This window comes from Rhizobium sp. EC-SD404 (assembly GCF_902498825.1).
In the GTDB taxonomy this organism is placed as follows: Bacteria; Pseudomonadota; Alphaproteobacteria; order Rhizobiales; family Rhizobiaceae; genus Georhizobium.
The window spans coordinates 1525097-1539075 of sequence record NZ_LR701459.1 but is presented as its reverse complement, the minus strand read 5'-3'; the positions used below and the strand labels follow the sequence as shown (position 1 = coordinate 1539075).

Below are 13979 nucleotides of genomic sequence, written 5' to 3'. Positions count from 1 at the left end.
ACGGTCAGGCAGCTCTGGGATAGGGGCCGCTTCGAACGCGGTTACGTCCTTCGGTCTTTGCCCGATAGAGGGCATCGTCGGCGACTGCGATCAGCCCCTCGATAGGCTGCCCACGCTTCGAGCCGACGGCAACACCGGCACTGACGGTGGCTGCAATGCCGCGGCCTTCGGATGCAAAGAGTTGCGACGCCAGCTCGTGGCGGATGCGTTCGGCGATCGCGACGGCCGTCCGCTGGTCGGCGTCCTGGAGGATCACGCAAAACTCCTCGCCTCCGAACCGCGCAGCAATGTCGCTCGAACGGATATTCGCCATTACGACGCCTGCAAAACGCGAGAGCACGAGGTCGCCGACGCCATGGCCATAGAGATCATTGATCGCCTTGAAGCGATCGAGGTCGAAGACGATCACGGCTGAACGAGCATTGTGCGTGACGGTGCCATAGCGCTCTGAAAGGCCGCGCCGATTCAAAAGCCCGGTCAATGGATCGGTCTGCGCCTGAAGATGATGATAACGGGCGATGCGCGACTGGTTGACGCCGAGCGAGAGCGCGCCGATGCCCGTAAGGCCAACGATGGCGACGATCGAATTCAGGTCTTCCGCCCAGTTCGATGGCCGCTCGGTCAAGACCCACCGCCCCTCGGCAGCCAGGACGAAACCGCAGAGGTAGAATGAGATCGCAGTGGCGACGTAGAGCATCGCGCCGGTCGTCATGGCGAGCGGCACTTCCTGCCGGCCGGCCCAATATTCTCGGGCGATCAGAAGCAGGAGAGTACCGATCATCGTGTTTCCGACGATTGTCCCGATGCCGGAGTAACCGAGCAGGAAGGCAACGGTGGTGGGCGCGACACCCGCAAAGACGGCAAATCCGACGAGGCGCCAGTTGGCGCGTCCGGTACGAAACTGCATGGATCCGCCATAGATCAGGCCGAAACCGGCGAGGAAGGCCAGGAACGATGCGAGTTGGAGGGGTTCGTTGTAGCTTTCGCCCAGGATCGAAAACAGGATCACGCCGGTGACGATGGCTGCCAAGCCGCCAGACCAGTTGAGCAGGAAGCGATCGGCGCGCGCACCCATCCAAGCCCCCAGCAGGGTGACGCACAATGCGGCACCGGAAAAACCGATCGCCGCGAGAAGGGACACTTGATCGAAGCCCATACCCACGCCCTGCCCGATAACGGCATCACCTTCGGGCCTGATACCCTAAGAGCGAGTCAATCTGCCGGAGAACGACGCAATTGTTGGATGGTTTTGCCATCCGTGGTGCTCAAATGGTTAAACTGAAGACACGCCCGTCTCAAAACAGACGGCCACCGTTCGGCACGATCTTATCGATGGCCGCCAGCACCACCTCGCCCTCTTCGTCGGGCAATCCGAGCGTCAGCACTTCGGACCGCATCGGCCCGATCTGCCTTGGCGGAAAGTTCACGACCGCGATCACCTGACGGCCGATCAGTTCACCGGGCGCATAATGCTTGGTGATCTGGGCCGATGACTTCTTGATGCCGAGCGGCCCGAAATCGATCCTGAGCTTGATTGCCGGCTTCCGCGCCTCGGGAAACGGCTCCGCTTCCACGATGGTGCCGACGCGGATATCGACTTTCTCGAAGTCGCTCCAGGCGATCTCGGGACTTGTCTCTTCGCTCATTATTCGCTCTTGGACAATTCTTCGGATCTGTTCTTGGCGGCCGCAACTGCCCTGTCGAAGAGGTGCTGCATCGCCCCATCTTCCATGAGCACGGAAAGCGCCGCCGCCGTGGTGCCATTCGGCGAGGTCACGTTCTTGCGCAGCGTTTCGGCATCATCCGTGGAGCGGTGCATGAGCTCTCCGGCGCCCGAAACCGTCGCGCGCGCCAGGCGCATCGCGAGATCGGCAGGCAGTCCTGCCTTGCGCCCGGCTTCGGCCATGCATTCGACGAGGTGGAAAGCGTAGGCAGGGCCGCTGCCCGAAACCGCCGTGACCGCATCAATCAGCGCTTCGTCCTCGAGCCATTCCACCGGGCCGGAAACGGCAAGCAGTGCATCGACTGCCGATTTCTGCTGCGCATCGACCGCATCCGTAGGAACGGCTGCCGTGATACCCCGCCCCACCATCGCCGGCGTATTCGGCATGGCACGCACGATGGCTTCGGCGCCCAGGCCGTCGCGTAATGTATCGATCGTCGTGCCGGCGGCGACCGATACGGCAACCGTCTGCGCGTCCACCATCGGCCGCAGGGTCGGCAGCACCGCCGCCATGGCCTGCGGCTTGACCGCGACGAAGAGGATGCCGGCCTTTACGTCACCGGAAGCCGCGGCATCGACCTGGATACCCGCCGCTTCGCAATAGGCCGCCATCGATGGAGATGGTTTCGGATCGACGATGCGGATATCCGCACCCGTCAGACCGGCGGCAACCCAGCCGCGCAGCATGGCGCCGCCCATGTTGCCTGCGCCGACGAGGACGACAGGCCCGTGTGCTGCGATATCGTCGATCGCCAAGGCCTTAAGCCTCGCCGACGGTCTCGAACAGGACCGTTTCCAGAGCGCTTTTGGCTTCCATGCCGGACCAGACCACGAACTGGAAAGCCTGGAAATAGATCTCGCAAGTCTCGAGCGCGCTCGAAAGCAACACTTCCACCTGCTGATTGGTGGGCTCCGCCCCGCCGGCCAGAAGCAGCGACTGGCGGAAGATCACGACGTCTTCCTGCTCCCAGAGATCGAAATGGCCCATCAGCACCTGACTGTTGACCAGCGACAGAAGCCGCACGACCTCGGTGACGCGGCTCGGCGCCACCTTCATATCGAATGCGCAAGCCAGATGCAGCGCCTCAAACTCCTCCATCCAGGAGAAGGAGATGTGGTAGTCGGACCACTTACCTTCGACCGTCATGGCGATTTCGTCTTCGCCTGAGCGCTCGAACGACCATTGGTTCGTCGCAGCCACGAACTCGATCATATCGACCGGATTCGTTGCGCGTTCGAAGCTCACTTCATGAAGGCTCATGCCACACCCTTTGTCAGCCGGAACCGTCGCACCCGCATCCCTTCAATCAGGAACCGCGGCGCTTCTACGACAGTCTTGCCGGACCTACCCCTTGGACGACGATCCGTATTCACCAAGCGCATCATGCGCCAAGCCGAACTCAAAGAGCCCGTTTCGAATCATCATTAAAAATCAGTCTATAACGGGAGATTGCTTGCGCCAGCCCTGTCACGACAGAGGATGGAAATGGGGTGTGGACAGTTCCTGCAAGACAGATTCAGCGGTGAGTCATAACTGACTCTGCCGCCTCGTCTTTTTGCTTCCAGCCGATGCCGGAAGGCTGTGGTTAAAAAACTATGGATAAGTGCTCTGGCCCCTCGGGACACGTCCCGGGAAGGCACGACTGATCAGCCGATCTTGTCGGCGGTGCTCGTTGGGGCCCTGCCTTCGAGGGCTTCGATGCGTTTCAGAAGACGTTCGTTCTCGTCGCGCGCCTTGATCGCCATATCGCGGACGGCCTCGAATTCCTCGCGCTTGACGACGTCCATGGTGTTCATGACGCGCTCGGCCTGGCTGCGAAAGGCAGTTTCGAATTCCTGCCGAACGCTCTGCGCCGTGCCAGCGGCGTCGGTCATCAGCTTGGCGAATTCGTCGAGGATTCGGTTTGATCCGGAGGCCATGGAATACCCTTTCTGTCTGTGTCAGGCCGACCACGACCTTTAAGCCTTCGAACTAGGAGCGCGAGGCCCCAAATTCAAGCGAATAGAGGACGGTCGGGGCGTTTGTGTCTCCTGCCTTGACCGCACCACGTTCCATCGTCATCTTCCGCCCGCCATCAACCAGGGTTCCGAGAGCTTGGACTATCTCCTGACACCGCTTGCGGTCCTTCCCTTCCCGACGATCGATCCCGTCATCGTGCAACTCGGCCCCATTGCCGTTCGCTGGTACGGACTGGCCTATGTGGCCGGCATCATCCTCGGCTGGTTCTATGCCCGCAGGCTCGTCGCAAACGATCGTCTGTGGCCGACGGGCCGCGCGCCCATGACACTGACGGACCTCGACGATTTCCTGCTTTGGGCAGCGGTCGGCATCGTCGCCGGTGGCCGCATCGGCTACGTGCTGTTCTACGATTTCGCCAGTTTCCTGGCGAACCCTCTGTCGATCTTCGCCGTTTGGACCGGGGGCATGTCGTTCCATGGCGGCTTCCTCGGGACAACGATAGCGATCATCCTCTTTGCGCGATCGCGCCAGATCCCCGTCTGGACGCTCCTCGACACTGTGGCAGCGGTCGTTCCGATCGGCCTTCTCTTCGGACGTCTCGCGAACTTCATCAATTCTGAGCTCTGGGGACGTCCGACGGACGTGCCGTGGGCATTCGTCTTCCCGACCGGTGGTCCGGAGCCGCGACATCCGAGCCAGCTCTACGAAGCGGCGCTCGAAGGCATCGTGCTCTTTCTCGTGATCTGGCTGCTGATCCATTTCGGCCGGAAATTGAAGCAGCCGGGCTTCATTGCCGGCACCTTTGTGGCGGGCTACGCAGCCTCGCGCATCTTCGTGGAGTTCTTCCGCGAGCCGGATGCCCATATCGGCTACCTCTCGGGCGGCTGGCTCACCATGGGCATGCTCCTGTCGCTGCCGATGCTCGCCGCTGGCCTGTGGGCCATGGCCACCGCCGGTGGCCGCAAAGTGGTGTCGACAAGCGGCTCTCCATCCTGAGATGAGCGGGCGCCCACCGCGCAAGACGCCTCTTGCAGACAAGATCGTCCGCCTGATCGAAACGGGCGGACCGCTGAGCGTCTCCGACTATTTCCACATCTGCCTGTCCGATCCTCAACACGGCTACTACATGACGCGCGAGCCGTTCGGCGCATCCGGCGATTTCATCACCGCGCCGGAAGTCACCCAACTGTTCGGGGAGATGATCGCGATCTTCCTGCTCGGCGGCTGGCAGGCTGCCGGGATGCCGAGACCCGTGCGCCTGGTGGAACTGGGACCGGGCCGCGGCACGCTGATGAAGGACATGCTCCGCACGATCCGCAAGGTGCTGGGCGCCGACATGGCCGGCTGGAGCGCTCACCTGGTGGAGACGAGTCCTCGCCTGCGCACCATCCAGGCCGAGACGCTACAGGACTATTCCGATCTCTGCTCATGGCACGAGCGCTTGGAGGATCTGCCGCGAGGACACCTGCTGCTTGCCGCCAATGAGCTCTTTGACGCGCTCCCCATCCGGCAATTCGTGAAATCCGGATCGGCGTTCCGCGAGAAGGTAATAGGCCTCGACGCCGCGGGCGATTTGACGTTCGGCATCGGACCGGCCGTCATCGAGGCAAGCGCCCTTCCCCATGACTGGGAAAACCAGCCCGAGGGAACCGTGTTCGAAGCCTCCCCCATCCGTGAAGCGTTCATGGAAGCGCTTGCGACGAAGCTCCGCGCTGAAGGCGGGCTGGCGGCCGTGATCGACTATGGCCACCGCGTGCCGGGCTTCGGCGACACGCTCCAGGCCATGCGCAACCACGGCTTCGACGACCCGCTTGCGCATCCCGGAGAAGCCGACCTGACCAGCCATGTGGATTTCGCGAGCCTCGGCGCGGCCGCGCACGGCTCGGGCGCCCACGTGCTTGGCCTGACCTGCCAGAGCGACTTTCTCCTCGGCCTCGGCCTGATCGATCGCGCCGGACGCCTTGGCGCGGACAAGGACCGCGAAACGCAAAAGGCGATCGAAGTCGCGGTCGAACGCATCGCGGGAACGGGCCCTGGGCGGATGGGCGAATTGTTCAAGGTGCTTGCCATCTCCGGCCAGCCGATGGACTTCGCCCCCTTTGCGCGCATCGGTGAACCGGCGAGCAAGCGCCGTTGAGCTTGATGATTGACAGACTGTCGAGCCGTCGCCACCATCGCCGCGCTTCGACCAAGGGACGGGACGATTGATGCTTGCCAGTTCACCACCCCAGCCGATCGAGAGCGACCTGATCGCGCAAGCGACGAGCGGAACCCCTATCCGCCATGGGTTTTTCACCCGTCACGGAGGCGTTTCTCAAGGGATCTACCAGGGCCTGAATGTGGGACTCGGCTCCAATGACGAACGGGCGGCGGTCATCGAGAATCGCGTGCGCGTCTGCAGCCATTTCAGCCGGTCGATCGAGGATCTTGCCACGCCGCATCAGATCCATTCGCCGGATGTCGTTGTCGCAACCGGTTCGTTCGGCGACGAACGCCCCAAGGCGGACGCCGTCGTCACCAATATCCCCGGCGTCGTCATCGGCGTTCTGACGGCCGATTGCGGGCCCATCCTGTTCTGCGATCCGGAAGCAGGGGTCGTCGGTGCCGCCCATGCGGGCTGGCGCGGCGCCTTGGGCGGCGTGCTGGAAAACACCATCGCCGCCATGGAGGAGCTCGGCGCCAGCCGCACCGCGATCCGGGCCAGTCTTGGCCCGTCCATCAGTGTACGCAATTACGAGGTCGGCCCGGAGTTCGTGGAGCGCTTCACCGAGTCCGATCCGGACAACCAGCGCTTTTTTGCCGATGCCGATCGTGTCGGGCATGCCATGTTCGATCTGCCCTCCTACACGCTGTCGCGGCTGAAACAGGCCGGCGTTGCAGCCGAATGGACCGGCCACTGCACCTATGAAGACGAGTCTGCCTTCTTCTCCTTCAGGCGGACCACGCATCGCGGCGAGCCGGACTACGGTCGGCAGATCGCAGCGATTGCAATCACGGAGTAATCCCTATGGCCCCGCGCTTTGCCCCGGAAGAATATTCCGGCCGTCTCGAACGGCTGCTCATGGCAATGAAGGAGGAGCGGCTCGACGCGCTGCTGCTGTTTGCCCAGGAAAGCATGTATTGGCTGACGGGTTACGACACCTTCGGCTTCTGCTTCTTCCAGACCCTGATCGTGAAGGCTGACGGCCAGATGAGCCTTTTGACGCGCTCGGCGGATCTTCGTCAGGCGCGCCATACCTCTACGATCGAGAACATCACCGTCTGGACCGACCGCGCCAACGCCGATCCGACGGTGGAATTGAAGAACCTGCTCGATGAGATGGACCTGCTCGGCGCCCGCATCGGCGTCGAGTATGACACCCACGGCCTGACCGGCACGAACACCCGCCGGCTGGACAACCAGCTCCAGTCCTTCGCCAAGATCATCGATGCGTCGTACGTCGTCAGCAATCTGCGCCTGACCAAAAGCCCGGCCGAAATCGCCCATGTGCGAAAGGCCGCGAAGCTTGCCGATGCGTCGCTCGATGCCGCCCTGCCCTTGATCGAGCCCGGGGCGCGCGAAGCCGACCTGTTGGCGGCGATGCAAGGCGCAGTGCTGGCCGGCGACGGCGAATATCCCGGCAACGAGTTCATCATCGGCTCGGGCGACGATGCCCTGCTCTGCCGCTCCAAGTCGGGTCGCCGGAAGCTCAACAAGACCGACCAGCTGACGCTCGAATGGGCAGGCACCAGCGCGCGCTACCATGCGGCCATGATGCGCACGATCATGGTCGGCAAGCCCAAGCAGCGCCACATCGAGCTCTTCGACGCCTGTCTCGACGCGATCCAGCAGATCGAGCCGGTGCTGACGACGGGCCACACCTTCGGCGATGTCTTCGACGTCCATGCCCGCGTGATGGACGAGCGCGGCCTTGCTCGCCACCGATTGAATGCCTGCGGCTATTCGCTTGGCGCGCGTTTCGCGCCGTCATGGATGGAACACCAGATGTTCTATCAGGGAAGCCCGCAGCCGATCGAGCCGGACATGTCGCTCTTCGTCCACATGATCATCATGGATTCCGACACGGGAGTCGCAATGACGCTCGGACAAACCTACCTGACGACGCCCGGCGCACCGGAAGCGCTGTCCAAACATAAGCTTGAACTTATTCAGCGTTGACACTGCTGATCGCACCGCACCATAAGTTCATTCGACGGAAGAAGATGCCCGCCTACCAGCTGGATGACGACGCGATAGGGACGAAAGCATGAAGCTTGCCCCCGGATCGATCCGGACAATCTTGGCTCTCGGCCTGTTGGCCGGACTGTTCGCCTGCACATCTACCGACGGCCCCGTCGCCGCCATCGAGACGGCCGGCGAGAGCAGCAATCCGACCAGCCCGATCGAGATCGACGCTGCCACCTACGCGACGCCGGCTGGAGATGGAGACGGCGCCGAGCTGGCGCTCGTGCCACCGACATCGGACCAGTCCGCAACGCCGACCATCCGCTTCATGCCGATCATCGGCGCCCCGCTTGAAGCCGTGACGCCCATGTCGCGCCGGCTGCGCACCGAGGCCGGACGGCTGGGCCTGACCGTCCTGCCCTTTCAGGACGAGACCAGCGCTTATGTTCTGAAGGGCTACCTGTCGGCGGAGCGCGGCGAGACCACAAACACGGTCTTTTACGTTTGGGACGTGCTCGACGGCAGTGGCACGAGGCTTCACCGCATTCGCGGAACGATCGAGGCCGAAAAGCCGAGCCAGGCAGGTGCGACGTCCTGGGATGACATCCCGAGCGCGGCCATGGAGAGCGTGGCGGAGCAGAGTCTTCAAGCTTTCACACTGTGGGAAAGCCAGCGGCAGGGCTGATCGTCGGACATCAATCCACCACTGCGGCTTGCAATCGAGACGAGACTGGCTAAAAGGCCGGCAACGGCGCGCATCACGGGCGGACAATCATGAAAATTTTCGCGGGCAACTCCAACCGGCTGCTTGCTGATGCCATCTGCACCTATCTCAACCTGCAGCTCGGCAAGGCCAGCGTCCGTCGCTTCGCGGACCAGGAAATCTTCGTCGAGATTCAGGAAAACGTGCGCGGCGAGGACGTCTTCGTCGTCCAGTCGACCTCCTATCCCGCCAACGACCACCTGATGGAACTGTTGATCATGATCGACGCGTTCCGCCGGTCGTCGGCTCGGCGCATCACGGCGGTGCTGCCCTATTTCGGTTATGCCCGCCAGGACCGCAAACCCGGTCCACGCACGCCCATCTCGGCAAAGCTCGTCGCCAATCTGATCACGCATGCCGGTGCCGATCGCGTTTTGACGCTTGATCTCCACGCCGGCCAGATTCAAGGCTTCTTCGATATCCCGACCGACAACCTTTACGCCGTGCCGATCCTGTCGCGCGACGTGAAGGAGCACTACGATCTGTCGAACATCACGGTCGTTTCGCCCGACGTCGGCGGCGTGGTGCGTGCCCGCTCGCTGGCCAAGCGCCTCGATGCGCAGCTCGCCATCGTCGACAAGCGCCGCGATCGCCCGGGTGAGTCCGAAGTGATGAACGTTATCGGCGACATTGTCGGCCGCGACTGCCTGCTTATCGACGACATCGTCGATTCCGGCGGAACGCTCTGCAACGCGGCCGAAGCGCTGTTGAACCAGGGTGCGACGAGCGTCACCGCCTATATCACGCACGGCGTGCTATCCGGCGGCGCCGTGGCCCGTGTCACCTCGTCCAAGCTGAAAGAGCTGGTCATCACCGACAGCATCCAGCCGTCGCCGGCAGTCCAGGCTGCCCACAACATCCGCGTCATCACGACGGCGAACCTGATCGGCGAAGCCATCAACCGGACGGCTGCTGAAGAATCGGTCTCCAGCCTCTTCGACTGATCGCCGATCCGAACTGCTCTCATGAAAAAGGCCGGACACGATGTCCGGCCTTTTTCGTATTCAGAAGTAGGAAGCCCTCTATTCCGGCAGAATGCGCACAGCGCCCCTGTCGGCGCTCGATGCGAAAGCTGCATAGGCCTTGAGCGCGGTGGTGACATTGCGCTTGCGCGGTGCCGCCGGCTTCCAGCCGAGCTTGTCCTGTTCGGTGCGACGCGCCGCGAGCTCGTCTTCGGAGACGGCGAGATTGATCGTCCGGTTCGGGATATCGATCTCGATCATGTCGCCGTCCCGCACCAGCCCGATCATCCCGCCCTGCGCCGCTTCCGGCGATGCATGGCCGATGGAGAGACCGGACGTGCCGCCCGAGAAGCGGCCATCGGTAACAAGCGCGCAGGCCTTGCCGAGGCCTTTCGACTTCAAATAGCTCGTCGGGTAGAGCATTTCCTGCATGCCGGGCCCACCTTTCGGGCCTTCGTAGCGGATGACGACGACGTCACCGGCCTTCACCTCATTGCCGAGAATGCCCTTCACCGCTGCATCCTGACTTTCGAAGACGACTGCCGGCCCGGTGAATTTCAGGATCGACTCGTCGACGCCCGCCGTCTTCACGATGCAGCCGTCGAGCGCGATATTGCCCTTGAGCACGGCCAGGCCGCCATCCTTCGAGAAGGGATTGGCGACGGAGCGGATGACGCCGTTTTCGCGGTCTATGTCGAGCTCTTCCCAACGCGCTTCCTGGCTGAAGGCCACCTGGGTTGGAATGCCGCCGGGGGCTGCGCTGAAGAACTTCCGCACCGTCTCGCTCGACGTGCGCCCGATGTCCCAATGGTCGATCGCGTCGCCGAGCGTGGCGGCATGCACCGTCGGGCTGTCGCGATGGATGAGCCCGCCCTTTTCCAGTTCGCCCAGGATGGACATGATGCCGCCGGCACGGTGAACGTCTTCCATGTGAACGTCGGACTTCGCCGGCGCGACCTTCGAGAGGCACGGCACCTTGCGCGAAAGCTGGTCGATGTCGTCCAGCGTGAAATCGATCTCGCCCTCATGGGCGGCGGCAAGAATGTGCAGGACGGTGTTGGTCGAACCACCCATCGCGATATCGAGCGACATGGCGTTTTCGAACGCCCTTTTGTTCGCGACATTGCGCGGCAGGACGCTCTCGTCCTCCTGCTCGTAGTAGCGCTTGGCGATATCGACGATCAGATGACCGGCCTCGACGAACAGCCGCTTGCGGTCCGCATGCGTGGCGAGCGTGGAGCCATTGCCGGGCAGAGAAAGGCCGAGCGCTTCGGTCAGGCAGTTCATAGAATTGGCGGTGAACATGCCCGAGCAGGAGCCGCAGGTCGGGCAGGCCGAACGCTCGATCGCCTGGACGTCCTCGTCCGACACGCTATCGTCGGCGGCAGCAACCATCGCGTCGACGAGGTCGAGTGCCTTGATCTTGCCGTTGAGCACCACCTTGCCGGCCTCCATCGGACCGCCGGAAACGAAGACGGCAGGGATGTTGAGGCGCATGGCCGCGTTCAGCATGCCGGGCGTGATCTTGTCGCAGTTGGAGATGCAGACCATGGCGTCGGCGCAGTGCGCGTTGACCATGTATTCCACGCTGTCGGCGATGATCTCGCGCGACGGCAGTGAATAGAGCATGCCGTCATGGCCCATGGCGATGCCGTCATCGACCGCGATCGTGTTGAACTCTTTGGCGACGCCGCCGGCTGCTTCGATTTCGCGTGCGACGAGCTGGCCGAGATCTTTGAGGTGCACGTGGCCCGGCACGAACTGGGTGAAGGAGTTCACCACGGCGATGATCGGCTTTCCGAAGTCGCCGTCCTTCATGCCGGTGGCGCGCCAAAGGCCGCGCGCGCCGGCCATGTTGCGGCCATGGGTCGTGGTGCGGGAGCGATATGCGGGCATGATTATTTCAATCCGTGTCGGTGTCAGGAAATGCCGTTGCCTAATTCGGGCCGCACCTTCGGTCAAGCATGCCGCTTTGTCCACCGATGACAGTCCGGATTTTGGTACCCGCCTTCAGCCGATCGTAACGATGGCGCCTGCTGCGGCCGCTGCGCCCAGCACGAGAAAGATGTTGAGGTGAAAACGAATGAGCGCGACGCCGGCAGCCACTGCGATCGCAAGCGCCGCAAGATCCAGTGCAGCCGGATCAAATGAGGGCAGAGAAAACGGCCCCCAATCGACCGTCGATGTTTCACCGAAAAGAACCTGTAGTCCGAACCAGACGGCGAGATTGGCGATGACGCCCACGACGGCGGCCGTGATGGCGGAGAGCGCCGCGGCAAGCCATTTCACACCGCGCAGGCGCTCTATGTAAGGCGCGCCTACGAAGATCCAGAGGAAGCAAGGAACGAAGGTGAAGAAAAGCGCGGTCGTGCCCCCTAGAATGCCGCCCGTGATCGGATCGAGACCGGACATACGCGACGCACCGAGAAAGCCGACGAAGACGAGCACCAGAATGAGCGGCCCCGGCGTCGTTTCGGCCAGTCCAAGCCCCGTCAGCATTTCGTCCGGTCGCAGCCAGCCGTAAAATTCGACGGCCTGCTGCGCCACATAGGCCAGCACCGCATAAGCCCCGCCGAACGTGACGATCGCGGTTTGCGAGAAGTACAGCGCCTGATCGGCGAAGACCTGCCCTCGACCGAACAGAGCGAGCAGTAGAGCGAGCGGCACGAGCCAAAGCGCACCCCAGACGGCGAGCGTCTTCAGCGTCGACGAAAAAGGAACCTTGGGTTCTGCAAGGACGACATCGTCGGCATTGCCGGGACCGGCGCCGAACACCCGATGGCGGAGTACCCCGAGAAGGCCCGCCGCAGCGATGATCAGCGGGAACGGCACCTGCAGGAACGCGATCGCGACAAAAGCGGCGATCGCGATCGCATAGGCGAACCGTCCGTTAAGCGCCCGCTTGGCGACCTTGATCATCGCTTCAAGCACGATGGCAAGAACCGCCGCCTTCAAGCCGAACAGCAGCCCGTCGACGATCGGGACATCGCCCACCGTGATGTAGAGAATCGAAAGCCCCAAAAGCACGAAGAAGCCTGGCAGAACGAAGAGAAGCCCGGCCAGAAGCCCGCCGCGGACGCCCTTCAGAAGCCAGCCCGAATAGGTGGCAAGCTGCATGGCTTCGGGGCCGGGCAGCAGCATGCAGAAGTTCAGCGCATGGAGGAATTGCGGTTCGGAAAGCCACCGCTTCTCGTCCACCAGGATGCGATGCATAAGCGCGATCTGACCGGCAGGCCCACCGAAGGAGAGAAGCCCGATCTTGCCGAAGGTTTGAACGAGTTCGCCCATGCCGGCAGACGGCTGATCTGCGGCGAGGTCGTCGCTTGTCGTCGTCGGATGCTGCACCGTCATTGCCTATGATCCTGCGAGCCCGGCTTGAGATCGAAGCCATGGCCTTGTCACGTAACAGTTCCATGTCGTTCTAGCGGCGCAGGCGTTGATCACAATGCCGATCAACATCTTTTCGAGCGTGAACGTCCCGGAATGCCGGCCGTGCTTGCGCTTTTTCCGCCTGTCGGTTATAGACGCGCCGTCCGCGTAGACACCCTTGGAGGCAACGCGGATGGATCACTCGACATGAGCGGTTCCACGTTCCGCGACTTTCCCGAAACGGAAACGCGGGGCGCTCCAGATCATACCTCGAAAGGAAATGCCATGAGCGACACATACGAGCTCAAGGCCGAGGCGCGCGAACGGGTTGGTAAGGGGTCCGCCCGTGAACTCCGCCGCAACGGCAAAGTCCCTGCAGTCATCTACGGTGACAAGCAGCCCCCGATGGCCATCACGCTTCCCATCAAGGAGCTGACGCTGAAGATCCGCGGCGGTGGTTTCATGACCACGGTTGCGACGATCAACGTCGATGGCAAGAAGATCCAGGTCCTCCCCAAGGATTACCAGCTGGATCCTGTCCGTGACTTCACCATGCATGTCGACTTTCTCCGCGTCGGCAAGAACACGGTCGTTACGGTCGAAGTCCCCGTTCACTTCGAAAATGAAGAAGCATCGCCCGGCATCAAGCGCGGCGGCGTTCTCAACATCGTGCGCCACACGGTCGAAGTTCACTGCCCGGCAGACAAGATCCCGGACGCCTTCGTTGCAGACCTCACCGGTCTCGAAATCGGCGACGGCATTCACATCTCCAATATCGATCTGCCGAAGGGCGTCGAGCCGACGATCACCGATCGCGATTTCACCATCGCAACGATCGCTGCTCCGGCTGTTCTGACGGCTGAGGAAGAAGCTGAAGGCCAGGAAGCGCCGGAAGCCGATGAAGTCGAAGCCATCGAGCAGAACGACGAAGCAGAAGAAGAAGGCGGCGAAGAGAAGTAATTCTCCCCTCCGTTCTGTCTTTCGGATCGGCCCGGACGCTTGGCGCTCCGGGCCGATCGCTTTATACGACCTTGAAA

Annotated in this window: 14 protein-coding genes; 7 read left to right on the top strand and 7 right to left on the bottom strand. The window is 62.5% G+C overall.

The genetic code is table 11. The features are described from left to right. Positions 1-4: 4 nt before the first annotated feature. From GC125_RS08265 to GC125_RS08245, 5 genes are all read right to left on the bottom strand, one after another. Entirely contained in the window at positions 5-1156 is a 1152-nt protein-coding gene (locus tag GC125_RS08265) for a GGDEF domain-containing protein (RefSeq protein WP_151985251.1), read from the bottom strand. A gap of 139 nt (positions 1157-1295) precedes the next feature. Continuing rightward, positions 1296-1646 (bottom strand): tRNA-binding protein, encoded by a 351-nt coding sequence (locus GC125_RS08260; RefSeq protein WP_151985250.1) that lies wholly within the window; start codon positions 1644-1646, stop codon positions 1296-1298. Further along, positions 1646-2473 (bottom strand): pyrroline-5-carboxylate reductase, encoded by an 828-nt coding sequence (gene proC, locus GC125_RS08255; protein WP_151987698.1) that lies wholly within the window; start codon positions 2471-2473, stop codon positions 1646-1648. Before proC ends, GC125_RS08260 begins: the two co-directional genes overlap by 1 nt. Positions 2474-2483: 10 nt before the next feature. Then, positions 2484-2984 (bottom strand): type III secretion system chaperone family protein, encoded by a 501-nt coding sequence (locus tag GC125_RS08250; protein WP_151985249.1) that lies wholly within the window; start codon positions 2982-2984, stop codon positions 2484-2486. 386 nt (positions 2985-3370) lie between these two features. Then, positions 3371-3643, bottom strand: a complete 273-nt coding sequence (locus tag GC125_RS08245) for an accessory factor UbiK family protein (protein WP_151985248.1) — start codon at positions 3641-3643, stop codon at positions 3371-3373. A 175-nt stretch (positions 3644-3818) separates the two neighbouring features. Here GC125_RS08245 and lgt point away from each other — a divergent pair, with 175 nt between their 5' ends. The 6 genes from lgt to GC125_RS08215 all read left to right on the top strand — a co-directional run bounded on the left by lgt (position 3819) and on the right by GC125_RS08215 (position 9555). Beyond that, positions 3819-4679, top strand: coding sequence for a prolipoprotein diacylglyceryl transferase (lgt, locus tag GC125_RS08240; protein WP_151985247.1), 861 nt, complete (start codon positions 3819-3821; stop codon positions 4677-4679). Between the two features lies 1 nt (position 4680). Then, the gene (locus GC125_RS08235) at positions 4681-5820 is read left to right on the top strand and encodes a class I SAM-dependent methyltransferase (RefSeq protein ID WP_151985246.1); all 1140 of its coding nucleotides are present in this window, start codon (positions 4681-4683) and stop codon (positions 5818-5820) included. A gap of 70 nt (positions 5821-5890) precedes the next feature. Next, on the top strand, positions 5891-6685 hold the full coding sequence (pgeF, locus tag GC125_RS08230) for a peptidoglycan editing factor PgeF (protein WP_151985245.1): 795 nt from the start codon (positions 5891-5893) through the stop codon (positions 6683-6685). Between the two features lie 5 nt (positions 6686-6690). Further along, complete coding sequence (locus GC125_RS08225) at positions 6691-7842, top strand: M24 family metallopeptidase (protein ID WP_151985244.1); 1152 nt, start codon at positions 6691-6693, stop codon at positions 7840-7842. An 88-nt stretch (positions 7843-7930) separates the two neighbouring features. Beyond that, positions 7931-8533, top strand: a complete 603-nt coding sequence (locus GC125_RS08220; protein ID WP_151985243.1) for a hypothetical protein — start codon at positions 7931-7933, stop codon at positions 8531-8533. A gap of 89 nt (positions 8534-8622) precedes the next feature. Continuing rightward, the gene (locus GC125_RS08215) at positions 8623-9555 is read left to right on the top strand and encodes a ribose-phosphate pyrophosphokinase (protein WP_151985242.1); all 933 of its coding nucleotides are present in this window, start codon (positions 8623-8625) and stop codon (positions 9553-9555) included. A gap of 78 nt (positions 9556-9633) precedes the next feature. On the opposite strand, the gene ilvD is transcribed toward GC125_RS08215, so the two are convergent. Both ilvD and chrA read right to left on the bottom strand, forming a co-directional pair. Beyond that, positions 9634-11469 carry a dihydroxy-acid dehydratase gene (gene ilvD, locus GC125_RS08210; protein WP_151985241.1) on the bottom strand — a complete coding sequence of 612 codons (1836 nt, stop codon included), beginning with the start codon at positions 11467-11469 and terminating at the stop codon, positions 9634-9636. Between the two features lie 114 nt (positions 11470-11583). After that, complete coding sequence (chrA, locus tag GC125_RS08205) at positions 11584-12924, bottom strand: chromate efflux transporter (protein ID WP_502706043.1); 1341 nt, start codon at positions 12922-12924, stop codon at positions 11584-11586. A gap of 303 nt (positions 12925-13227) precedes the next feature. Between chrA and GC125_RS08200 the strand changes: the two genes are divergently transcribed. Next, positions 13228-13902 carry a 50S ribosomal protein L25/general stress protein Ctc gene (locus GC125_RS08200; RefSeq protein ID WP_151985240.1) on the top strand — a complete coding sequence of 225 codons (675 nt, stop codon included), beginning with the start codon at positions 13228-13230 and terminating at the stop codon, positions 13900-13902. Positions 13903-13979: the final 77 nt, after the last annotated feature.